This is a genomic window from Alcanivorax sp. P2S70 (assembly GCF_000475295.1).
GTDB lineage: Bacteria > Pseudomonadota > Gammaproteobacteria > Pseudomonadales > Alcanivoracaceae > Alcanivorax > Alcanivorax profundi.
The window spans coordinates 72670-94797 of sequence record NZ_AXBZ01000003.1 but is presented as its reverse complement, the minus strand read 5'-3'; the positions used below and the strand labels follow the sequence as shown (position 1 = coordinate 94797).

The 22128-nt window shown below is 56.3% G+C and carries 21 protein-coding genes and 1 tRNA gene; 18 read left to right on the top strand and 4 right to left on the bottom strand.

Features of this window, described 5'->3' with window-relative positions:
* Window positions 1–30 precede the first annotated feature (30 nt).
* The 5 genes from pal to Q672_RS18690 all read left to right on the top strand — a co-directional run bounded on the left by pal (window position 31) and on the right by Q672_RS18690 (window position 2964).
* Window positions 31–600 (top strand): peptidoglycan-associated lipoprotein Pal, encoded by a 570-nt coding sequence (gene pal, locus Q672_RS18710; protein ID WP_022983929.1) that lies wholly within the window; start codon window positions 31–33, stop codon window positions 598–600.
* Window positions 601–603: 3 nt separating this feature from the next.
* The gene (ybgF, locus tag Q672_RS18705; protein ID WP_022983928.1) at window positions 604–1377 is read left to right on the top strand and encodes a tol-pal system protein YbgF; all 774 of its coding nucleotides are present in this window, start codon (window positions 604–606) and stop codon (window positions 1375–1377) included.
* A gap of 107 nt (window positions 1378–1484) precedes the next feature.
* Window positions 1485–2126, top strand: coding sequence for a 7-carboxy-7-deazaguanine synthase QueE (gene queE / locus Q672_RS18700; RefSeq protein ID WP_022983927.1), 642 nt, complete (start codon window positions 1485–1487; stop codon window positions 2124–2126).
* A 21-nt stretch (window positions 2127–2147) separates the two neighbouring features.
* Window positions 2148–2816, top strand: a complete 669-nt coding sequence (gene queC, locus Q672_RS18695) for a 7-cyano-7-deazaguanine synthase QueC (RefSeq protein WP_022983926.1) — start codon at window positions 2148–2150, stop codon at window positions 2814–2816.
* 72 nt (window positions 2817–2888) lie between these two features.
* Window positions 2889–2964 (top strand) — tRNA-Lys (locus Q672_RS18690).
* A gap of 97 nt (window positions 2965–3061) precedes the next feature.
* Here the strand turns inward: Q672_RS18690 and Q672_RS0116990 are convergent.
* On the bottom strand, window positions 3062–3454 hold the full coding sequence (locus Q672_RS0116990) for a DUF2493 domain-containing protein (RefSeq protein WP_052017457.1): 393 nt from the start codon (window positions 3452–3454) through the stop codon (window positions 3062–3064).
* A 162-nt stretch (window positions 3455–3616) separates the two neighbouring features.
* On the opposite strand from Q672_RS0116990, the gene Q672_RS18685 reads away from it, so the two are divergent.
* The 11 genes from Q672_RS18685 (at window position 3617) to Q672_RS18640 (ending at window position 14586) form a co-directional block, all read left to right on the top strand.
* Window positions 3617–4570: a YbgA family protein gene (locus tag Q672_RS18685; RefSeq protein WP_022983924.1), complete on the top strand. Its 954-nt coding sequence runs from the start codon at window positions 3617–3619 to the stop codon at window positions 4568–4570.
* Window positions 4567–5478 (top strand): MerR family transcriptional regulator, encoded by a 912-nt coding sequence (locus Q672_RS33765; RefSeq protein WP_022983923.1) that lies wholly within the window; start codon window positions 4567–4569, stop codon window positions 5476–5478. Before Q672_RS18685 ends, Q672_RS33765 begins: the two co-directional genes overlap by 4 nt.
* On the top strand, window positions 5475–6920 hold the full coding sequence (locus Q672_RS18675) for a cryptochrome/photolyase family protein (protein ID WP_022983922.1): 1446 nt from the start codon (window positions 5475–5477) through the stop codon (window positions 6918–6920). Before Q672_RS33765 ends, Q672_RS18675 begins: the two co-directional genes overlap by 4 nt.
* Window positions 6917–8173 carry an NAD(P)/FAD-dependent oxidoreductase gene (locus Q672_RS18670; protein WP_022983921.1) on the top strand — a complete coding sequence of 419 codons (1257 nt, stop codon included), beginning with the start codon at window positions 6917–6919 and terminating at the stop codon, window positions 8171–8173. The genes Q672_RS18675 and Q672_RS18670 overlap by 4 nt, the downstream gene beginning before the upstream one ends.
* Window positions 8170–8916, top strand: a complete 747-nt coding sequence (locus Q672_RS0116985; protein WP_031225814.1) for a DUF1365 domain-containing protein — start codon at window positions 8170–8172, stop codon at window positions 8914–8916. Before Q672_RS18670 ends, Q672_RS0116985 begins: the two co-directional genes overlap by 4 nt.
* A gap of 73 nt (window positions 8917–8989) precedes the next feature.
* A complete protein-coding gene (locus tag Q672_RS18665) occupies window positions 8990–10249 on the top strand; it encodes an SAM-dependent methyltransferase (protein WP_022983918.1) in 1260 nt (419 codons plus the stop codon).
* Window positions 10250–10445: 196 nt separating this feature from the next.
* A complete protein-coding gene (nadA, locus tag Q672_RS18660; protein ID WP_022983917.1) occupies window positions 10446–11495 on the top strand; it encodes a quinolinate synthase NadA in 1050 nt (349 codons plus the stop codon).
* A 338-nt stretch (window positions 11496–11833) separates the two neighbouring features.
* Entirely contained in the window at window positions 11834–12790 is a 957-nt protein-coding gene (arsS, locus tag Q672_RS18655) for an arsenosugar biosynthesis radical SAM (seleno)protein ArsS (protein ID WP_022983916.1), read from the top strand.
* Window positions 12787–13533 carry a TIGR04283 family arsenosugar biosynthesis glycosyltransferase gene (locus Q672_RS18650; RefSeq protein ID WP_022983915.1) on the top strand — a complete coding sequence of 249 codons (747 nt, stop codon included), beginning with the start codon at window positions 12787–12789 and terminating at the stop codon, window positions 13531–13533. Before arsS ends, Q672_RS18650 begins: the two co-directional genes overlap by 4 nt.
* Window positions 13517–14161, top strand: coding sequence for a TIGR04282 family arsenosugar biosynthesis glycosyltransferase (locus tag Q672_RS18645; RefSeq protein WP_022983914.1), 645 nt, complete (start codon window positions 13517–13519; stop codon window positions 14159–14161). The genes Q672_RS18650 and Q672_RS18645 overlap by 17 nt, the downstream gene beginning before the upstream one ends.
* An 86-nt stretch (window positions 14162–14247) precedes the next feature.
* Entirely contained in the window at window positions 14248–14586 is a 339-nt protein-coding gene (locus Q672_RS18640) for an Hpt domain-containing protein (protein ID WP_022983913.1), read from the top strand.
* 612 nt (window positions 14587–15198) lie between these two features.
* On the opposite strand, the gene fdxA is transcribed toward Q672_RS18640, so the two are convergent.
* Together fdxA and mutS are read right to left on the bottom strand one after the other, a co-directional pair.
* On the bottom strand, window positions 15199–15534 hold the full coding sequence (gene fdxA / locus Q672_RS18635) for a ferredoxin FdxA (protein WP_022983912.1): 336 nt from the start codon (window positions 15532–15534) through the stop codon (window positions 15199–15201).
* A gap of 219 nt (window positions 15535–15753) precedes the next feature.
* Window positions 15754–18306 (bottom strand): DNA mismatch repair protein MutS, encoded by a 2553-nt coding sequence (mutS, locus tag Q672_RS18630; RefSeq protein WP_022983911.1) that lies wholly within the window; start codon window positions 18304–18306, stop codon window positions 15754–15756.
* 513 nt (window positions 18307–18819) lie between these two features.
* Here mutS and Q672_RS18625 point away from each other — a divergent pair.
* Together Q672_RS18625 and Q672_RS18620 are read left to right on the top strand one after the other, a co-directional pair.
* Window positions 18820–19659, top strand: a complete 840-nt coding sequence (locus tag Q672_RS18625) for a transposase (protein WP_235047175.1) — start codon at window positions 18820–18822, stop codon at window positions 19657–19659.
* 133 nt (window positions 19660–19792) lie between these two features.
* A complete protein-coding gene (locus tag Q672_RS18620) occupies window positions 19793–20284 on the top strand; it encodes a hypothetical protein (protein ID WP_022983909.1) in 492 nt (163 codons plus the stop codon).
* Between the two features lie 506 nt (window positions 20285–20790).
* Here the strand turns inward: Q672_RS18620 and Q672_RS18615 are convergent.
* A complete protein-coding gene (locus Q672_RS18615; protein WP_022983908.1) occupies window positions 20791–22077 on the bottom strand; it encodes an SO2930 family diheme c-type cytochrome in 1287 nt (428 codons plus the stop codon).
* Window positions 22078–22128 lie beyond the last annotated feature (51 nt).

Below are 22128 nucleotides of genomic sequence, written 5' to 3'. Positions count from 1 at the left end.
CAAACTAGGAAATTAATAGGAGCTTTTCGCATGCGTTCATTTCTCAATCCGCTGTTTGCCCTGATGTTGGCAGCTGTTCTGGCAGCGTGTTCCAGCACCCCGGCAGAAGATGATTCTTCCGCTACTACTGCACCTGAGCCGACCGACACCTCTCCGGTAACCCCGGTAGAGCCGGCCACGCCTGTCAAACCGGATACCAGCAGCATTCCGCTGACCGCTGACAACTTCTACAACCATCCGTCCAACTACGATGGCACCACGGATACCCGCGTGATCTACTTCGCGTTCGACAGCAACACCGTTCCGGCTGCGGCTTTCGAAACCCTGCGTGCTCACGCTACCTACCTGAAGAACAATTCCAACGCCAAAGTGCGTCTGGAAGGTCACGCTGACGAGCGCGGTACCCGTGAGTACAACGTTGCTCTGTCCGAGCGTCGTTCCCAGGCGGTAGAGAAGTTCCTGCGCGTTCAAGGTGTTTCTTCTTCCCAGATCGACGTCGTGTCCTACGGTGAAGAGAAGCCGGCTGCTTCTGGCCACTCCGAAATGGATTGGGCGAAGAACCGTCGCGTAGAAATCAACTACACCGCCGGTACTCCGTAAGCGATGAAGGTAGTGAACTCAAAGCGCCTGTTCGCAGGCGCCTTGTTCAGCTCCCTGGTACTCTGTGCGCATGCACAGGGTACCGGGCCGCTGGCGGTAGAAGATCGAAGTCTGCCCAGACAGCAGACGCCTGCTGCTTCCCCTTCCTCTACGGCAGGTGCATCCACCACGATAAGCCAAGACGGTTTGATGGTGTTGATGCAGCAACAGCAGCAGTTTGAAGAACAGATGCAGCAGCTGAATGGCCAGATTGAAGAGTTGCGCCATGAGCTGCAAATCATGAAAGACGCTGAACGTGAGCGTTATCTGGATCTGGATACCCGAATCAACACACTGGCTGAGCAGGGTAAGACCGAACAGCCGGATGAGCAGGCCGAGGGCAATGTCGACCCTGAAGCGGACCGTGCGGCCTACAAGGCTGCCAAGGACAACCTGGTGCGCCGCGATTTTGATGCTGCAGCCAAGGCCTTCGAAGGCTACCTGAACGACTTTCCCAATGGTCAGTTTCGTGCTCATGCCCATTTCTGGTTAGGGCAGGTTTACAGCAATCAGAACCCCCCCCAGAACGACAAGGCCATGGCACAGTTCCAGGCCGTCGTCGACGATTACCCGGATCACAGCAAGGCGCCCACCAGTCTTTATGCATTGGCCACCATGCAGGCCCGTGATGGCAAGGTGTCTGAAGCCAAGATCAACCTGCACAAGCTGATCAAGCAGTACCCGGATGCCTCTGAAGCTGGCAAGGCCAAGTCCTTGTTGGACCAGTTAGGCAGCTGATCAAGCGCTAGCCGGGCACATTCCCCGGTAAAGGTGATAGAATCCGCGGCATTTCCGCTCAGGCCCCGCCACATTCCCGTGGCGGGTCGCGTTGGTCAGGAGAGGCTGTGGAGCTCCGTCTTACCGAAATCTTTCATTCCCTTCAGGGCGAGGCCCGTACCGTCGGTCGGCCAACGGTATTCGTGCGCCTGACCGGCTGCCCGCAGCGCTGTGTCTGGTGTGATACCGAATATGCGTTCTCCGGCGGTGAGAAATGGACGCTGGAAGCGATCCTTGCAGAGGTTGCCCGCCACGGCGCTGGCTGTGTCACGGTGACTGGCGGGGAACCGTTGGCGCAGCCCAACTGTCTGCCTTTGCTCACCGCCCTGTGCGATCAGGGTTATGAAGTGAGCCTGGAGACCGGTGGCGCCATGGATATTGCCGGGGTGGATGAGAGGGTGTCCGTGGTCATGGATCTCAAGGCGCCAGGGTCGGGCGAGCAGCATAATAACCGCCTGGAGAATATTCCCCATTTGCGCCCCAATCATCAGGTGAAGTTTGTACTCGCTGACCGCCGGGACTACGACTGGGCAAGGTTTATGCTGGACCAGCATCAGTTGCACAAGCGCGTCAGCGACGTATTGTTTTCTCCCGTCCAGGGCACCCTGGCCCCGGGAGAGCTGGCTGACTGGATCGTTGCCGACCGGTTGCCGGTACGCTTTCAGCTACAGCTTCATAAATTGCTTTGGAATGACGCCCGCGGCCGTTGAGCCCGGGATGAGGAGACCGTAATGAAAAAAGCCGTGGTGTTGTTATCCGGCGGTCTGGATTCTGCCACTTGCCTGGCCATGGCGAGGGATCGGGGCTACCAGTGCTATACCATTGCCTTTGATTACGGTCAGCGGACCCGCTCCGAGCTGGATGCCGCTAAACGTGTCTCGGCGGCCCTCGGGGCTGTCAGTCACCGGGTCATTGAGCTGGGGATGGGCAATATCGGTGGTTCTGCGTTGACTGACCACTCCATTGAGGTGCCTGAAGAGGGGGGGGACGGCATTCCCGTCACCTATGTGCCGGCCCGCAATACGGTATTCCTGTCACTGGCGCTGGGGTTGGCGGAGGTGGTGGATGCCGAGGCCATTTATATCGGCGTGAATGCCGTCGATTACTCCGGCTACCCGGATTGTCGGCCAGCTTTTATCGAGGCTTTTCAGGCTATGGCGGGTCTGGCGACCAAGGCGGGAGTAGAGGGGCGCCCGGTGACTATCGAAACGCCGCTGATGCACTTGAGCAAGGCGCAAATCATTCAGGCGGGCACGGCCTTGGGGCTGGATTACGGGCTCACGGTATCCTGTTACCAGGCTGACGAAAACGGCAATGCCTGTGGCAAATGCGACAGCTGCCGCTTGCGCAAGCAGGGTTTCGACGAGGCACTGGTTAAAGATCCAACAAACTATCAGTAAAGCGGAAAAAAATTCGCTTACCCCCTTGTCAGCCAGAAATAAATCCGTATTATTTGCGCCTCCTTCGGGAGCGGGTCGTTAGCTCAGTTGGTAGAGCAGTTGGCTTTTAACCAATTGGTCGCTGGTTCGAATCCAGCACGACCCACCATCTTCAAAAAGGCTGCCTTTCAGGCAGCCTTTTTTTGTTCCGGGTTAGTGCCCGCTGCGCCTAAGCCCGCATGCCCGTCGCTCGTTCCCCGTGCCTGTCAGCGTGCCATCATCGCATTTGGCTCCAGCCAGGGAATGTCCTCTTCCTCGCAGGGCTGCCACACCGGCAACGCCGCCTGCTCAGCAATACGGATCATATCGGAAGTGCCTCGGCCCCCAGCAAAGGCCAGAATGGCCTGGGGGCGTCCATGTTGCAGCATGCGGCGGTTCCGCATGGGGCCGGCAGCGCGGCCATGAGCGGTCCAGTTTGCCGGATAGCTCACCTGGTCAATGCCCACTTGGTAAGCCCATTGGCTGGCGAGTTGGTCCGCGCCGCTGGCGTCACCGTGAATCAGCAGGCTGAGAAGATTGTGGCGCTGCAGTCGCTGCAGGCTGCGTTGCACCAAGGCAGCGTCACGAAAATCCCGTCCACCACAAACCAGAATACGCATAATGCTGTCCATATGGTCAGTAATGAATAAAGTATAAGCCTGCATGGCAGTGATTGCACCCGTGTTACCGCTCTTTGGCCGGGTGATGACGTTTCTTCACGAACCCTTGACTGGGGTCCGGGCTAAACTTGTACAAAATAGGCCAAATGTACAGGTTTAGCTATGACACACAATGCCAAGATTCCCGTGGGTATCAGCGCTTGCCTACTGGGCATGGAAGTCCGCCATGACAAGGGGCACAAACGCTCGCGGTACTGCACTGATGTGCTTTCCCGCTATTTTACTTTCCGCTCGCTCTGTCCAGAGATGGGGGCGGGCATGAGCGCTCCGCGTAAAGCCATGCATTTGACCGAAGAGGGCGGTGTGGTACGCATGGAAACCACCGACGGCAAGCGTGACGTAACGCCGTTAATGAACGACTTCATTCAACGTTCGGTGCCCGAACTGTCATCACTGAGAGGGTTTATTCTCACGGCCAAGTCGCCCAGTTGCGGAATGGAACGGATTCGGCACTACACACCTGAGGGTAATGTCTTGCATCGCGACGGTGAGGGGTTGTTTGCTGCTGCGCTGAAGCGGGAATACCCCCTGATGCCGCTGGAAGAAGCGGGACGTTTGAATGATGATGCCTTGCGTGAGAACTTTATCGAGCGGGTTTTTCTCTATGATGACTGGTGTCAGATGGTGGAAGCCGGCCTTACTCCCAAGGGACTGATCGAGTTTCACAGCCGCCACAAATTCCAGTTACTTGCACATTGTCAGAAAACTTACCGCCGCCTCGGCCCTTTGCTGGCAGATCTGAAAAGTGGATCTCTGGAGGCCATTGCCGAGGAGTATATCGATGGGGTGATGCTGGCGATGAAAAAACAGGTTTCCCGTGGTGCTCATGTCAACACACTTCAGCACCTGACCGGTTTTCTGCGCGAGGATCTAAGCCAGGAAGATCGCACCCATATCAACGATCAGATTCAGGCCTATTTGCGTGAAGAGGTGCCTCTGGTGGTGCCTATGACGCTATTGCGTGGTGCGTTGCGTAAAGTGCACCTCCCCTACGTTAATGCCCAGCGATATCTGACCCCTTACCCGGATGCGCTGGGATTGAGGAATCGGGTATGACTGCAGCTGAGTCCATGCCCAAGCCGCCCCTGACCATTCAGGGAGTCAGTGAGCTATGTGGTGTCAATGCGGTCACCTTGCGAGCCTGGGAGCGTCGATATGGGCTGATAGAGCCCGAACGCACCGCAAAAGGACATCGCCGTTACAACGCGGCTCAGGTGGAGAAGATCCAGACCATTGTGCAGTGGCTAAACAAGGGCGTGCCGATACGTCAGGTCAGGGATCTCATCGACAGTCAGGATCATGCTTTTTGGTCTGAGGTCATTCCAGCCGGCAAGGTTGACGGCAGCAGAAGCAATGTCTGGCAAGCCGCTCACCGTGAGGTGCTCGCAGCCCTGCAGGGCTTGAATGGGCGCCGTGTTGAACAATGCCTGAACCGCTTGCTTCGTGATTATGGACACGATGCGGTTATCTCACATCTGACAGACCCTGTGCGGCAACAGCTGGCTGCATCGGCACCTATGGCGGTTCAACGGGCTTTGTTTGATAGTGTGCTGACACAGAAGTGGTCCGCACGCGCCTTGTCGCTGATGCCGGGTAGGCGTGAGCCGGGCTGGATGGTGGTGCCCTTGGGGAATCCCCTCGACGCACTGGAGTTGGCTATGGTGATGTCGTCACCCCTGTGGTGTCTGTCTCAACCGGTTGCAGTGGAGGCATTGACTCAACAAGTTATGGCCCGAGAGGGTTGTGGGGTGTTGTGGGTCGTGGATGCCATGCCTACCGCGGCACAACGCGATAAATGGTTACCATCGGAACCGCTCCCTTTTCCCGCTGCCGCCTGGGGCCCGCTCGCTAGCAGGTTGATGCCAGAGACGATGATCTTGAACGGTTTACGTGGCCAGCTTGCAAGCCAGTTGCCGACGTTGGGCGACGGGATGAATCATCGCCAGACGGAGCGTTTTGCATGAATCTTGTCTGGTTTCGTAACGATCTTCGCGTTCACGCGCACCGCCCCTTACAGCAGGCGCTGTGCGCCGATGGGCCAGTCAGCGCAGTTTATTTTCTCTGCGAAAAACAATGGGAAAGTCATCAGGTGGCGCCGCTACGTCGCTGGTATGTCCTGCATAGTCTTCTTGAACTTGGCGAACAACTGGCAGCGTTGGGTGTCCCGCTGGACGTGGTTGATGCAGCTACATTTGAGGCTGTTCCTTCGCTATTGACCCGGCAAGTACGTGACAAGGAGGTGCGGCAGATCTTTTGTAGCCGCGAATATCCTCTGAATGAACGACGCCGTGACGAAGCTGTTGCCAGTGCCATGGCTGAGTTGGGAGTGACCATCAGTGGAGTCGATGATGGTGTGCTGGTCCCGCCAAGAGCTCTGAGGACGGGAAAGGGTACGCCCTATACGGTTTTTGGCGCCTACAAACGCCGCTGGGATGCATGGCTGGATACCCATTTCGAGGCGCCTGCATTGGTGGACGTAGAAGGCGTCAGTCACCCAACGGATTTCCCCGGGCGGGCGGCGGTAGAGCGCGCCCTTGGTAGACTGCAGGTGTCACCATCGCTCACAGAACAATGGCGGCCCGGTGAGCAGTCAGCCCGTGAACAGCTTGATCGTTTCGTCTCCCACCAACTGGCCCGCTACCAAAAACAGCGTGACTTTCCCGCGTTGTCGGCAACAAGCGGGTTATCGGCAGCGCTTTCCGCCGGCACCTTGTCCGTGGCGAGTTGTTATCAGGCTGCTCGTGAAGCGATGGCAGATGCCGGTGCGCGTGAAGGTGCAGCATGCTGGATAGGTGAACTGGCCTGGCGAGACTTCTATCGCCAGATCATTGCCCAGTTTCCCAGGCTTAGTTATGGCGGCGCGTTCCGACGCGAAACCGAATGGCTGCAATGGCGTGATGACGATGATCTTTTTGACGCCTGGTGTGAAGGCAGAACCGGTTATCCCCTGGTTGATGCCGCCATGCGTCAATTGGTGGCGACGGGATGGATGCATAACCGTTTGCGTATGGTGACGGCCATGTTTTTGAGCAAACATCTGTGGCTTGACTGGCGTCGTGGGGAAGCATTTTTTATGACACATCTGATCGATGGGGATATTGCGGCCAACAACGGCGGTTGGCAGTGGAGTGCTTCCTCAGGCACCGATGCCGTGCCGTACTTTCGTGTGTTCAACCCTATCCGGCAGAGTCAGCGGTTTGACCCGCAAGGGGAATTTATCGCCCGTTGGGTGCCTGAGCTGAAGCATCTCGACAACAAGACTATCCACGAACCCTGGAAACAACCTCTTCTGGCAGGGGAGTACCCTGCGCCCATTGTGCCCCATCAGGGCGTCCGTGAAGCGGTTACCGAGGCGTTCAAGAACGCAAAAAAAATGTATGACGAGCAAGGGAGTGCGCAACAGTGAAGCAACGCATTGCAGTTGTCGGAGGGGGGATCAGCGGACTTACTGCTGCCTGGTATCTGTCGAAGAACCATGACGTGGAATTGTTCGAGGCAGGAGAGGAATTGGGTGGTCATACCTGTACTGTCCCGGTCTCAAGGCCTCATGGGCAGTATTCCATTGATATGGGGTTCATCGTTTTCAACGACCGCACCTACCCGAATTTTGAAAGACTGTTGCAGGCGCTGGCACTACAAGGTCAACCCACCTCGATGGGCTTTGCTGTCAGCGATCAGCACAATGGACTGGAGTACTGCGGGGATGGGCTGGGAGGAGTGTTTGCCCGTAAACGAAATTGGCTGAGTCCCGCCCACTGGCGTTTTGTCGCCGAGATCCTGCGTTTCAACCGGGAAGCTCCTAGCTTGTTAAATGATCCTGGGGCTGATATGCCCCTGGGAGAATATCTTGACCGTCACGGCTATAGTGAACGTTTCCGGCGAGATTATGTATTGGCCATGGGCGGGGCTATCTGGTCCTGCTCGTTATCGCAGATGGAAGCGTTTCCTGCTCGCTTCTTTATTCGTTTTTTTGATCATCATGGGTTGTTGGCACTGAAGGATCGACCGCAATGGTATGTAGTGCCAGGTGGTTCAAGCGAGTACGTAGCTCGCCTGGCGAAAAACATCCAGGCACGCCTTCATGTCTCGAGCCCGGTGACTCGCGTAGAGCGTAACGATCAGGAGGTGAGGGTACATACGGGCGGCGAGATCAAAGTATTCGACCAGATTGTTTTTGCTTGTCACAGTGATCAGATTTTACCGCTCCTGGCTGATCCTGATGACCGTGAGCAAGCCGCTCTGCCGGTGCTGGAGTATCAGGGTAATGAAGTGGTCCTGCACACCGATATCCGGTTGCTGCCCAAACGTCAGCGAGTCTGGTCGAGCTGGAATGCCTTGCTTGATGATACCCCACAGCAGCGGGTCCAGGTCACCTACAACATGAACATTCTCCAGGGAATCGATGCGCCGGAAACCTTCTGTGTCACCCTGAATGCCACTGACCGCATTGACCCTGGCCGGATACTGGCAACCCGGCATTTTGCCCATCCTCTATTCACGCCAGATACTGAAAAAGCCAGAGATGTTCTTCTGAAAGCCAATGGCCATAACCGCACCTGGTATGCGGGAGCCTGGTGCAGAAACGGTTTTCATGAGGACGGTGTGGTATCGGCTCTCAATGTAGTGAAGGGTATAACAGGCAGTGGTGGTCCACTGTGATTCGCCATGCCATTGCCAGTGGTAAGGTCTGGCATCGCCGTCACCAGCCGTTTGTTCACGCGTTCGCGTATCCGATGTGGTTGGTGTGGTGTGATATTGCGGACATTCCTTCGCTACTTTCGCGTCATTGGCTATGGGGACGGCGCTGGCGCCCTGTCGTTTATCGGGACTCAGATTTTGTGGATCCCAGTGATCGCCCTCTTGCGGACAAGGTAAAAGAAAAAGTTAAGGAACAGGGGCTCGATTGGGGTAGCGGGCGGATCATTATGCTTGGGCAGTGGCGAACCTTTGGTTCCCTGTTCAACCCTCTTGTCCTGTATCTGCATTTCGCCGAGGGGGAAGAGCAACCAGATAGTCTCCTGGCCGAGGTCCAGAACACCCCGTGGAATGAACGGCATTTCTATGCGGCAAGGTTAAAGCATTGCGAGGACGGTAGCCTTCAGGCCGATCACTCAAAAGATTTTCATGTGTCACCTTTTTTACCCATGGAGCTTCAGTATCACTGGCGTCTTCACGTGACCTTACCTTCACTGAGAATAATCTTGGAGGATAAAGATGCTGGTCAGACAGTCTTTACTGCCGGTCTCGACCTGGCGCTGGCCAATGCCGCGCCCGGTGAAATGAACCGTGTTATCTGGCGCTTTGGACCTCGTGGGATCGCAACCGTGCGGGGCATCTACTGGCAGGCCTTGCGTCTTTGGCGCAAAGGGGCTGTGTTTTATTCTCACCCTGACAAAAACTGATACTGAAAGTTGAATGTCTTTCCAGGATTGCAGGGTTGACAGGTGCAAAGGGAACAAAGGAAAAGGAGAAAAAATGCAGACCAGTGAAAAGGTAAATCATCCTCTCACATCATCACGGCAGGGCGTGTCAGGGTTGTCTGGTGTTGCTCGCAGGCTGGTGTTGCAACGGCTAAACAGTCTCCCCTTTGGTTGGCTTCGCATCGAGGAGCCGGATGGCAACACCGTTCATGTTGGGCAGCGCGGCACCGGACCCGATGGGGGGGTGATTGTGCTCAACGATTGGCGTACTTATTCCATGATGATGAGCGGAGGAGCTCTGGGGGCCGCAGAGGCCTTTATGGAAAAGTGCTGGGATAGCCCTGACCTGGTGAGAGTCGTTCGCTATTTCGCTGCTAACATCGACGCCATGCAATCATTTGAAGGAGGCCTTGCAAGGTTATCGAAACCCGCTTTGGCCTTGTTGCATCGCCACAACCGCAATTCGCTGCAGGGTTCGCGTCGGAATATTGCTGCTCATTATGATTTGGGTAACGATTTTTTTGCGCTGTTTCTCGACCGTACCATGATGTACTCCAGCGCCATATTCCCCTCCCCGGAGACTCCCCTTGAGGATGCTTCGGAGTACAAAATGGAACGGATCTGTCAGCGGCTTGAACTACAGCCGGGCATGGAAGTACTGGAAGTCGGTACAGGCTGGGGAGGGCTGGCGATACACGCGGCCCGTCACCATGGTGTCCAGGTAACGACCACTACCATTTCCCGTGAGCAGGCTCGTTATGCCCGTGAACAGGTGGCCAGCGCGGGGCTTGCAGATCGTATTACTGTGTTGGAGCAGGATTATCGCGAGCTGGAGGGGCAATACGATCGTGTGGTCTCGGTGGAAATGATTGAAGCGGTGGGCGCTGAGTACCTGCCGGGCTATTTCCGGATGCTGGGCGAACGCCTCAAGCCGGATGGCAAAATGCTGCTGCAAGCCATCACCGTCCCTGATCAGCGTTTTGATCATGCCAGGCGCCAGGTAGATTTCATCAAGCGGTATATTTTCCCCGGAGGATTTCTTCCCAGCGTGTCAGTGATGCAGCATCACCTCACCCGGCAAACGTCCCTGGTGACAACGGAACTGGCGGATATAGGTATGGATTATGCCCGCACTCTGCATCATTGGCGGGAACGCTTCCTTGCGGCTTTGCCGGACATTCGGGCGCTGGGATTCGATGAACGCTTTATTCGCATGTGGGAGTACTATTTCTGTTATTGCGAAGGTGCATTTCTGGAGCGAGCCATCAGTACCGTCCACCTTGTGGCAGTGGGGCCGCAATGGCGAGGCCGCTGAGTGTTCCTGTATCGTGGTTAACCATTGAAATGCGCTCTCTTCGAGCGCATTTTTATGAATATAAGGGGCATTCGCTAACGGGCGCATCTTTCCGTCAGCACCGTTGCGGCCACAATGTGGTATGATTCCCGCCTCAAATTTGGGTCATTTTCGCTAAGTTATTGATATCAGGGGAAAACCCCGGGCGGTGAGGCCGATGACTGCAGAGGCACAGGCACTGGTACAAGCCCACCTGGCAAAGGTGGTGCAGGACGACACGCTCAGTGAAGAGCAGCGTTTGGCGTATCGTGAACGTATCAAGACATTGTTGCGTGAGCGCGATGCTGTGCTGGTGGCGCACTATTACACCGACCCGGAAATCCAGTCGCTGGCAGAAGAAACCGGTGGTTGTGTCTCCGATTCCCTGGAAATGGCCCGCTTCGGCAAGGATCATCCGGCGTCCACGTTGATTGTGGCCGGCGTGAAGTTCATGGGCGAAACCGCCAAGATCCTCAGCCCCGAAAAACGCGTCTTCATGCCGACCCTGGAAGCCACCTGCTCGCTGGATATCGGCTGTCCGGAACAGGAATTCTCTGACTTTTGCGACCAGCACCCGGATCGTACCGTGGTGGTGTATGCCAACACTTCTGCGGCGGTGAAAGCCCGGGCAGACTGGGTGGTAACGTCTTCTATCGCCGTCGAGCTGATCGAGCATCTGGACCGTAACGGCGAGAAAATCCTGTGGGCGCCAGACAAGCATCTGGGCAGCTATGTGCGCGACAAGGCGGGTGCTGACGTGTTGTGCTGGGACGGAGCCTGCATCGTCCATGAAGAGTTCAAGGCCCAGGGCGTTCTGGACCTGAAAAAAGCCTACCCGGATGCGGCGGTGCTGGTGCATCCCGAATCACCGGCGTCGGTGGTAGAGATTGCCGATGTGGTAGGTTCCACTTCGCAGCTGATCAAGGCGGCCTGCGAGATGGATAACGATGCCTTCATCGTGGCCACCGACAAAGGCATCTTCTACAAGATGCAGCAGCTGGCCCCCGAGAAAACCTTCCTGGAAGCTCCTACCGCGGGTTCCGGTGCCACCTGCCGAAGCTGTGCCCACTGCCCATGGATGGCCATGAATGGCTTGCAAAACATGGTAGCGGTGCTGGAAGACGATAATGGTATGGGCCAGGAGATCTTTGTGGACCCGGTGCTGGCCGAAAAAGCCATGGTGCCGCTGAACCGAATGCTGGATTTTGGCCAGAGCCTGAAAAAATAGGCTCATCGAGCAGTTGTGGAAAAGCCCGATTGACTGCTCCCTGCTGGCCGTAGGAGCGAATAACCGACGCTCCTGCGCACAGGCGTGCGCTCAGCCTATTCCCGGAAAGCCGCGATACCCCAAATAACCCTGCTTTTCAGTCTTTCCCGCTCGCTCCCTCATTGTTCGTCCTGGAGAGATGGTTCGTTCGAGATTGGCGATACCGGTTAGCCCCGGATGACGGGTGCTGGCAATGGGTTTTCTTCCTTCACGTAACCTTTGCGACACGGCGGCATCCAATTGGTAACCTGATGGCTACCAATGCATCACAACCCGAACCCATTCAGCCGTGAAGTCTTATGCAGGATACCCACGATTTACTGGTGCGCAGCACCACCGATTTTCCCGCCCTGCGACGCGAGACAACTCGCATCTTGCAGGTCAACCTTGGTTACCTGTGTAACCTCAGTTGTGTGCACTGTCATGTGAATGCCGGCCCCAGCCGTACTGAACTCATGGATCTTGCAACCATCGAGACGGTATTGGAGGTGATTCGTCAAAGGGGTATCCAGGTGCTGGACCTGACAGGTGGGGCACCGGAAATGAACCCGCATTTTCGTTATCTGGTGCGTGAAGCCCGGGCCATGGGGGTCGAGGTCATCGACCGTTGTAATCTCACTATCCTGCTCGAGGACGGCTATCAGGATCTTCCTGAGTTTCTGGCGGAGCAGCAGGTTCATGTTGTGGCATCGCTGCCCTGTTACCTCGAAGACAATGTCAACAAACAGCGTGGAAAGGGGGTATATCAGGGCAGCATGGAAGCGATTCGGCGGCTCAATGCGGTTGGCTATGGCGAGTCCTTGCTTCTGGATCTGGTATATAACCCAACGGGTCCCAGCTTGCCGCCTCCCCAGGCAATACTGGAGGCGGACTACAAACGCGAGTTAGCGGCCCGTTTCGGGCTACGTTTCAACAGTCTGCTGACCATTACCAATATGCCGATCAGCCGCTTCGGCGCGGTGTTACTTGCCCATGAGCAGTTCAACGACTACATGCAATTGCTCCGTGACAGCTTCAATCGGGATACCCTCTCGGCAGTGATGTGTCGCAACACCGTCAGCGTGGATTACCAGGGCTATCTATACGACTGCGATTTTAATCAGATGCTGCACATGCCCATGGGGCATCTGCCCTCACATCGTCATCTCTCATCACTGTTGGAGGAGGATGTGGAGGGTGAGGCAATTTATGTGGCAGACCATTGCTTTGGTTGCACTGCGGGCGCGGGTAGCAGCTGCGGGGGCGCGTTGGAGTGACCTCTGTCAGTGTGATCGTGCCGCTGCTAAATGAAGCCGAGCGTATTCAGGCGACGCTAACGGGCATTCGGGCCGCATTGGGGGAAGGCGACGAACTGATTGTCGTTGATGGTGGAAGTTCGGATTCCAGCGCGGAGTTGGCGGCGCCACTGTGCGACCAGCTGCTGACAAGCCCGGCGCAGCGTGCCGGGCAGATGAACGCCGGGGCGACCCATGCCCGGGGGGAATGGCTATGGTTCATTCATGCGGATAATCAGGTACTGCCCGGGCATCGCCAGGCGTTGGCAGATCTTCCCTCCGCTGCTGATTGGGGGCGCTTTGATGTGTACCTGGATGCGCCAGGCTGGTTGTTTGGCTGCATTGGCGGACTGATTTCGCTTCGCTCCCGGTTAACGGGGATTGCTACTGGCGATCAGGGGATTTTTGTTCGCCGTTCCCTGTTTGACGCTGTCGGCGGCTTCCCGGGGCAACCATTAATGGAAGATGTAGCGCTATCGGCTTTGCTTCGCCGGTATTCCCGCCCCGTGTGTTTGCATCCAGCGATGCGTACCAGTGCCCGCCGGTGGCAGAGCCATGGCGTGTGGCGAACCATCGGCTTGATGTGGCGTCTGCGATACCGTTATTGGCGAGGTGACGACCCGGCCTCTCTTCACCGGGCCTACTATGGACAGAATAAGCCGTTGTCGGGAGGCGTATCTAGCCCTGCAGGCGGTCCCCGGAGATCTGATGGCCAGCACCGATGAATTGTTGATTTTTGCCCGTGGGTTGCAGGCAGGGCAGGTTAAGACTCGCCTGATTCCTGCCTATGGAGCGGAAGGCGCTCTGGCCATCTACCGCCATCTTTTGCGGCGTACCTGTGACGCGGCCGCCACCTTCCCGGGGCGGGTTACCCTTTGGGCTGACCGGCATGACCCGGCGCTTGCCAGGCTTGCGGCATCCAGAGGGTGGGGAATGTCGGTTCAGTGCGGTGAAGACCTTGGAGAGAGAATGTCCCATGCGCTCTTCCAGTCATTGCGGGCGTCGCAAAAGGTACTGTTGATCGGCAGTGATTGCCCGCTTCTGGATAGCGACTATTTTGTACAGGCATTGGCGGCACTCGATACTAATAACGTCGTATTTGGCGCGAGTGAAGACGGCGGGTATGTACTGCTTGGCTCATCCTCTGCCGCGTTGTGGCAGTGCAACCCTTTTGCCGGTGTCCACTGGGGCTCGGCTGCCGCACTGCAACAGAGTCAGCAGGCCTTGATGGACGCAGCCCAGCATGTTCTGCCTGCCCTTTGGGATGTGGATCTGCCTGAGGATGTTTGTCGGGCCTGTGGCCTTGGACTGCTGCCGACGGAGTTTTTACCTGTTCCGCCGGCCCGCGTGTAGCCGACGAGCTGAATTCCGGATCTGGTACACATACGCTATATTTCGTAGGCGGTATGATTTTCCCCGTAATGGATGACGGAGCCAGCATGCAAGATTCAGTAATGATTGATTCGGACGTGGTCGCCGAATTACAGGATGTAATGGGCAGTGACTTTTCAGTGTTGCTGGAATCCTTCGAGCGCGATGGCCAGCAACGTCTGGCCGCGCTTACGGCTGCGCTGGCGGTTGGTGACACCGATAGCGTGCGCCGTGAAGCCCACTCCTTCAAAGGCAGCAGCGGCAATCTTGGGGCTATTCAGGTGTGTACTCTGTGTATGGAGCTGGAAGCGTTGGCAGGCGAGGGGAATCTTGAGCGTGCAGAAACGGTACTCACGCGTCTTAACAGTACATTCAGACAGGCCTGCGAAGCACTGAATGCCCTGTAATCCACCCGGCAAGCCCGTAATGACGGGCAAAAAAAACCCTCTTCCAAAATGGGGTGGAAGAGGGGGGTTGTGAGCGCTATTTCTAGCGCCTTGGGGGGATACTGGTTGAAGCTCGGGGTTACCCTGACCTCATGAAAATCATGCTAACCATAAGTGCCATCGGGTGCTGTAAAAACCGGTGAGAAAATGTAAAAACTTGGCCGGCTTTTATGGCGCCAGTGTATTTTTGGAAGGATGGAATCCGGTTGGTGTGGACATCCTTGTAAGAGATCTCTTACAAGGATGTAGGAAATATTGGTCTTTTTCGCCAAATATTGGCGTAAAAAATACGGGTTTTTTCGCTAACCCAATGAAAAACATAGTGTTTATTGTGGTGCGCGTTTTTTGCACTGACTTTTAATATTTTTTTTACCCAAACCCGAAATTTCCGTTGTTATAGTGGACTCGTGTTCAGGGATATGAGCACAGGGACAAGCAAGGATCGCAAGACACGGAAGTCACGGTGAGCGCAAAAAAGGGTCAGGACGACTCGACGCAAAAAGGGCGGCAGGATGCCGCCCTTTTATTTTGTCTGCTGAAAACCGTTTAGGCTTCAGGAGCAGCGGGAAGGCCTTAGCCTTGCCATTCGCGAACCAGCTTGTCGCGTTTGCCTTCAACGCCATCCCACTCTTCAGCGTCGTCCGGCGCGTCTTTCATTTCGGTAATGTTCGGCCATTTCTCGGCCAGATCCGCATTGATCTCCAGGAAGTCCTGCTGATCATCCGGCAGCTCATCTTCGGAGAAAATGGCATTCACCGGGCACTCCGGCTCACACAGTGCACAGTCGATGCACTCGTCCGGGTGGATTACCAGGAAGTTAGGGCCTTCGTAGAAACAGTCTACCGGGCACACTTCCACACAATCGGTGTGTTTGCAGTTAATGCAGTTTTCACCTACTACGAACGTCATAGCCTGTCCTCGCCAGGTGTCGTGATCTTCATACAGCGTCAACCCTCCGATTATAGCAGGATTACACGCGGTCTCGCTTGGGGTGGCGGTAGTCTAGCGGCATGGCCTGAGGCAGGCAAACGAAGACTTGATATAAGGTAATACCCTGCGATGGCCGGAGAAGACAGTCCGCGGCGGCTTGACTCCGCAGGCGCGCCTCATGCGGCGCTCCTGCAACCCTTAAAGGAGTCCTCTCAGCTTATACAGGGCTTCCAGCGCCTGCTTGGGCGTCAGCTCATCCGGGTCCAGTTCTGACAGGGCCTGCTCAGCGGCGCTGGGCTCGGCAAAAAGACTGGCCTGGGCCGGTGCGGTGCTCGGGGTGCTGGCGGAGGCAATCACCGTGGGGGGGGCATCGTTCACCGTCAGGGTTTGCCCGGCTTCCAGCTCTCGCAGTTTCTCGCCGGCTTGCTGAATGACGCCGGCGGGCACCCCCGCCAGTTGAGCCACCTGCAGGCCGTAACTGCGGCTCGCCGGGCCTTCCTGTACCCGGTGCAGGAACACGATACGGTTGTCGTGTTCGCTGGCGGTAAGGTGGGCGTTGTAGATGCCGGGCAGTTGCTCCGGTAGCTGGGTCAGCTCGAAATAATGGGTGGCGAACAGGGTGAAGGCCTTGAGATTGCGGGCCAGATGTTCGGCGGCGGCCCAGGCCAGGCTCAGGCCATCGAAGGTGCTGGTGCCGCGGCCAATCTCGTCCATCAGCACCAGGCTCTTGGCGGTGGCATTGTTGAGGATGTTGGCGGTTTCTGACATTTCCACCATGAACGTAGAGCGGCCACCAGCCAAGTCATCCGAGGAGCCGATACGGGTAAAGATCCGGTCCAGATTGCCGATGCGGGCGCTGGCCGCAGGCACGCAGCTGCCCAGATGAGCCAGCAGGGCAATCAGCGCGGTTTGACGCATGTAGGTCGATTTACCGCCCATGTTCGGGCCGGTGATGATCACCATGCGGCGGGCATCATCCAGGTGCAGGCTGTTGGGCACAAAGGCGTCGTCCAGCACCTGTTCGACGACCGGGTGACGGCCATCCACGATCTCGATGATCGCCTCTTCATCCACCAGCTGCGGGCGCACCCAGTTCAGCGCCTCGGCACGCTCGGCCAGTGCGGCCAAGACATCCAGCTCGGCCACCGCCGCGGCACAGCGTTGCAGCGGGTGCAGGTCGGCGGCCACTTTTTCCAGTAGCGCTTCGTATAGACGCTTCTCTAGGGTCAGCGCCTTGCTGGAGGCGGACAGCGCCTTGTCCTCGAACTCCTTCAGCTCGGGGGTGATGAACCGTTCGGCATTCTTGAGGGTCTGGCGACGCTGGTAATCTACCGGGGCATCGTCCGCTTCCCGACGCGACAGTTCGATGTAATAGCCGTGGACCTTGTTGTACTTCACCCGCAGGGTAGAGAAGCCGGTGCGTTCGCGCTCGCGGGTCTCGATATCCACCAGCACCTGGCCGGCGTTCTCGCTGATGGAGCGTAGCTCATCCAACTCCGGGCTGTAGCCGGGGGCGATCACGCCGCCATCGCGAATCAGCATGGGCGGGTTCTCGATCACCGCGTTGCCGAGCAGTTCCACTTGCTCCGGGAACTGGCCAATGCGTTCGATCAGCTCATAAAAGGCATCGCTGGCAGGCAAGGTGCCAATCAGGGCCGGCAGGGACTTGAGGCTGGCATGCAGACGCGTCAGATCCCGCGGGCGGGCGGAGCGCAGCGCCACCCGGCCGAGAATCCGCTCCATGTCGCCGATGTCATTCAGCACATCGCGGGTCGACTCGAAACACCAGCCCTGGCGCAGGGCTTCAATCTGATCCTGGCGCTGCTTGAGGGTGGTGCGGTTGCGCATGGGTTGGTGTACCCAGCGCTTCAGCTGACGGGCGCCCATGGCGGTCTTGGTGCTGTCCAGCACCCAGGCGAGGGTATGCTGCTCCTGGCCATCCAGGGTTTCGGTCAGTTCCAGGTTGCGACGAGTGGCCGCATCCATGGCCACGGTGTCGTCGAAGCTCTCTACCGTCAGGCCGGTGACATGGGGCAGCTCGCCGCGCTGGGTTTCTCTGGCATAGCCGAGCAGGGCGCCGGCGGCGGCTACGGCCACTGGAGTGGGTTCACCAAAGCCGGCCAGATCCTGTACCTGAAACTGCTGGCACAACTGGCGACGGGCGGATTCTTCATCAAATTCCCAGTCCGGACGCTTGCGGCTGCCGGCTTTGTCGCCCCAGCGGCCGGGCAGGGATTTGTCTTCGCTGTAGAGCAGCTCCGCGGGAGACCAACGCTCCAGCAATGCCTGCAATTGTTCGCTGCCTTCCACCTGCGTGACCACAAAGCGCCCGGCGGCCACATCCAGGCTGGCGCAGCCATGCTGGCCCTTGGCTTCATAGACGGCACAGAGCAGGTTGTCGCGTCGCTCTTCCAGCAGCGCCTCGTCACTCACGGTGCCCGGGGTCACGATGCGCACCACCTTGCGCTCCACCGGTCCCTTCGCCAGCGCCGGGTCGCCAATCTGCTCGGCAATGGCCACGGATTCACCCAGCTTCACCAGCCGTGCCAGGTAGCCTTCGGCGGCATGGTAGGGGATGCCCGCCATGGGAATCGGCTTGCCCGCACTCTGGCCGCGTTGGGTGAGGGTAATGTCCAGCAGCCGGGAGGCCTTCTGGGCATCGCCAAAGAACAGTTCGTAAAAATCCCCCATGCGGTAGAACACCAGCTGGTCCGGGTGCTCGGCCTTGATCGCCAGGTATTGCTGCATCATTGGCGTATGTTGGCTCAGGTCCGCGCTCACGCTTCCTCCGGGGATCTCAGTGACAGAAAATCAAAGGGGGATGATATAGGGAATGGGGGAAGGAATCATCGGGTGACACAGGGTGATCCGAATGGCAATACCGGATCGGAATTCATGAAGGGAAATGATCGCGGTTAAATGACGATGGAGTTAGGGGGGCTTTAGCGGTAAAAATCAAAAGGACGCGCAATGCGCGTCCTTGTTCCAAGGTCAGGGAGAGCTCTTCTAATCAGGGACACCCATAAATTGGCGAATATCCCACACTCTTTGCGGCTAGTCTCTGATACTTGGCTGTTCATATGATCAGTATCCTGTGGTCATGGTAACGCAAGGAGGCAACCCATGACCCGAGCACGCTATACCCAGGTATCCTTGGGTTCTACTTCGTACTATCACTGCATCTGCCGCTGTGTACGACGCGCCTTTCTGTGTGGCAAGGACCACTACTCTGGGCAGGATTATGAACACCGTCGTCAGTGGGTGGTGGATCGGCTTGCCGTATTGGCAAAGGTCTTTGCCATTGATCTGTGTGCTTATGCGGTGATGTCGAATCACTACCACCTTGTGCTTCACATCAACCAAAAGAAGGCGCTGTCGTGGACAGAGGAAGAGGTGGCAGCGCGCTGGATGCAGCTGTTCAGCGGACCGCTGATCGTGAAACGGTGGTTGGCAGGGAAGCTGGATGAAGCCGAATCGCTGAAAGCGCGTGAAATTGTTGCTCAATGGCGAGCGCGCCTCTATGACCTTGGCTGGTTCATGAAGTGCGTGAATGAATACCTTGCCCGCCGCGCCAATGAAGAAGATTGTTGCAAAGGCCGATTTTGGGAAAGCCGTTACAAGTGTCAGGCCCTGCTGGATGAAAAAGCGGTGCTTCAGTGCATGGCCTATGTGGACTTAAATCCCGTCCGGGCAGAGATGGCGGCCAACCCGGAAGAGTCGGACTACACCTCCATCCAGCAGCGCTCGCAGGCGCTCCATCACGCAGCTGGGGCGAGAAAGAAACCCTCTCTTATGACTCTGGTTGATGCCCACACGATTGAAGCAGATGAAGAAGAAACTGTATGCCGATTCAGATTGATGGATTATCTGGAATTAGTGGATAGCACGGGTAGGGCGGTACGGGGTGACAAGCGAGGAGCGATATCCCACCAGGCAGCGGGAGTGTTGGATCGGCTGGGTATTGATGAGGTTGCATGGCTGTCCCATATGCGGCCAAGAAAGCGACACCAGCCTGTTGCTGTTGGGGCGCTTGATAAACTGAAAGCGTTCGCGGAAACGACGGGGCGAAAATGGGTTTGGGGGCAGAGTCTTGGAGGATGGTAATGTATTGTTGGGTGATTGAATTTATGCGTGTCCCCTAAAGGCGCGCCCTAAAGGCGCGCCTGTCCCCTAAATGACTAAATGTTCGAAATTCAAGCTGTAGCGTTCATTTATATTCAGGTATTAAGGATTGATGATGAGGTTGCTTTCCGTTGGGATATTATTTTTTTCGCTTTACAGTGTATCCAGCGCGGATCAAACATGTCTTGATTTTGAAAGAAAATACGCAGGGAAAATATTCGCAGAATCTGATGCTGAATCACTTGATCAGCTTTTAAATGATGCAGGCATAGACGATTTATATGGTGAGAGTTTTTTGTCTTTGATGGATAGAGATAAAAAAGTGGCGAGTGAAATTTCTTCTTATGTAGTTAATCCTTATATGCTGGAGTCAAAAAAAGGAAAAGTTTTTTTGGATACAGTTTTTGATGAAATGATGGGCATGCAGGATTATAGTCCAACAGGGTCTATGCATTTGTATGACTTTATTTCTTCTCGGAATGCTGAGCATGCTAAATATGGGGTTTTGAGATATATGGAAGAAGAGAGAAAGGTTGGTTTTGATGAAATAGATGAAATTCTGGGATGCTTTGGTTTTTCTGGTGTTGATCATATTCTTTCTCGTTGAACTTGGCTTCGGCGATTAATTCGTTAGGTCTTTCGGGGTCTACTCCTGCCGGTAATTAGGGAGCCTGCCAATTGGGTGATCTCCTGCCGAAATTAATTGGGGTTGCCTGTGAATTGGGGATGGCTTAGATGCTTTGTAGTTTCTTAGCTGTATAAGACTATTCTTATGCCCGGTACCTTTAAGGTATGGGAAAGAAGGAAGGCCACCCATAACTCGCGCCCGCTATACCCAATTACCCTTGGATTTTACGTCTTACTACCACTGCGTCTGCCGCTGTGTTCGGCAGTTCTCTTGGTTGTCTATACCGATCCATCCGTATCCGCCACAATTCAGGCCGCAGGTGTAAGGTTTGGCATAGCAAACTATCAAGGTCTTTCCTCAAGCAACTAGAATCAACCTAAACACACCCATGCACCATTAGCGTATGCTGGCTCAGGTCCGCTCTCATGCTCACTCAGTGACTGAAAATCAAAAGGACGCGCAGCGCGCGTCCTCATCCTTGTTAATCAGGGTGAACAAGCCGCATCCGGCAGTTGATTGATCCACTCACGGATCAGGGCAACGCCTTCTTGATGGATCACACTGCGGCCCAATTCCGGCATCTTGTGTCGTGGGTCGGTGGTGTTCATGCGGAACAACAGGTAGGACTCCTCCGCTGCGCCGGGGACGACATCGCCCAGGGGGTAATCCGGGCTGCCACCGGCAACCGGAATCTTGCAGGCGCCGAATCGGGTCGGGTCATCTGCGTATTCGCGGTTGTATTCCATCTGCAAACCACTGCTGCCGGCCGGGCCTGCGTACAGGGGCTCAGGCAGGGTCAGTTCGGAGCGGTGACAGTGGGCACAGTTGATGTCCAGATAGGCCTTGGCGGCATCATGCAGGGCTTCCGGCGCCAGCAGTGCGGGGTCCTGGGCGTTGCTGAAGAGCGGTGCTTGTGACACCTCGCTCATGGATTCAGGCAAACCCTCCAACACACCCTGTTCTTCCCAGTAAGCCAGCTGGTTCCTGTTGTAGCCTTCATAGTCGAAGTCTTTGTTCAGGTACCGGGCCTTTGGACCGATGGGTTTGAAGATCGGTTGACGCTGATCCTCCGAGCCTTGCAGCAGCGGTACCACCGAGTGACAGGAGGTACAGGAGGAGGCCTTGGGCACCGCATAGGTGAAGGTCAGTGTCTGACCGTTATGCTGCGTGGTCATGTTCTCGACGCTTTTGCCAGCGATGGCCAAAGACGCATCTGCTTCCGAGTCCCAGTAATAAGGGCGTGCGACCCAGCCGTTGTCACGGTGAATCAGCAGGCGAGTTTCGATGATGGTTTCGTTCTCGCCACGGTTGGCAGTGTCCGCCGGCATGGCAAAAGTTTTCACCAGCACGGTGCCCACGGGGAAATCGAAGGCTTCGTGTTCACTGTAGGTGGCTTTTTCTCCTTCAGGAATGAACACAAACCGGTATTTGCTCGCGTAGTCCGTGAATAGCGGGGTGGACAGGTCATAGGGAATGCCGCCGGTGTTCGGGTTCCGGGTCGGGTCGCTACTTTCCGCGAACAAGTTGTAGTCCGACAGTTTGGGGCAGTTCTCGCTCAGCAGAGCGCCCCAGTTCACGCCTGATCGGGTGCCACCGCATTCAGCGGTTTCTGATGGCTCATCGGGAGTGCCGGGAACATAGTTGACGTCATCATCCTTGTTGATGGTGAGCCCGTCTTTACCGATGTCGACATCACAGGCTGCGAGAGCAGACACCGCTATTGCAAAGACCAGGGCCTTGCGTGCTGGGTTGCTAAATTTTGAGTTGCTCATGGTAACCACTCACTCAATCAATTCTCGTTGCGCATGGTGTGGCTGATTAGA

Coding starts and splice junctions, on each gene's coding strand:
- nadA (WP_022983917.1), top strand. CDS start 10,446: ATGACTGCAGAGGCACAGGCACTGGTACAAGCCCACCTGGCAAAGGTG.
- queC (WP_022983926.1), top strand. CDS start 2,148: ATGAAAAAAGCCGTGGTGTTGTTATCCGGCGGTCTGGATTCTGCCACT.
- Q672_RS18640 (WP_022983913.1), top strand. CDS start 14,248: ATGCAAGATTCAGTAATGATTGATTCGGACGTGGTCGCCGAATTACAG.
- Q672_RS18615 (WP_022983908.1), bottom strand. CDS start 22,077: ATGAGCAACTCAAAATTTAGCAACCCAGCACGCAAGGCCCTGGTCTTT.
- Q672_RS18620 (WP_022983909.1), top strand. CDS start 19,793: ATGAGGTTGCTTTCCGTTGGGATATTATTTTTTTCGCTTTACAGTGTA.
- Q672_RS33765 (WP_022983923.1), top strand. CDS start 4,567: ATGACTGCAGCTGAGTCCATGCCCAAGCCGCCCCTGACCATTCAGGGA.
- Q672_RS18675 (WP_022983922.1), top strand. CDS start 5,475: ATGAATCTTGTCTGGTTTCGTAACGATCTTCGCGTTCACGCGCACCGC.
- mutS (WP_022983911.1), bottom strand. CDS start 18,306: ATGATGCAGCAATACCTGGCGATCAAGGCCGAGCACCCGGACCAGCTG.
- Q672_RS18665 (WP_022983918.1), top strand. CDS start 8,990: ATGCAGACCAGTGAAAAGGTAAATCATCCTCTCACATCATCACGGCAG.
- pal (WP_022983929.1), top strand. CDS start 31: ATGCGTTCATTTCTCAATCCGCTGTTTGCCCTGATGTTGGCAGCTGTT.
- Q672_RS18685 (WP_022983924.1), top strand. CDS start 3,617: ATGACACACAATGCCAAGATTCCCGTGGGTATCAGCGCTTGCCTACTG.
- arsS (WP_022983916.1), top strand. CDS start 11,834: ATGCAGGATACCCACGATTTACTGGTGCGCAGCACCACCGATTTTCCC.
- fdxA (WP_022983912.1), bottom strand. CDS start 15,534: ATGACGTTCGTAGTAGGTGAAAACTGCATTAACTGCAAACACACCGAT.
- Q672_RS18645 (WP_022983914.1), top strand. CDS start 13,517: ATGGCCAGCACCGATGAATTGTTGATTTTTGCCCGTGGGTTGCAGGCA.
- Q672_RS0116990 (WP_052017457.1), bottom strand. CDS start 3,454: ATGCGTATTCTGGTTTGTGGTGGACGGGATTTTCGTGACGCTGCCTTG.
- ybgF (WP_022983928.1), top strand. CDS start 604: ATGAAGGTAGTGAACTCAAAGCGCCTGTTCGCAGGCGCCTTGTTCAGC.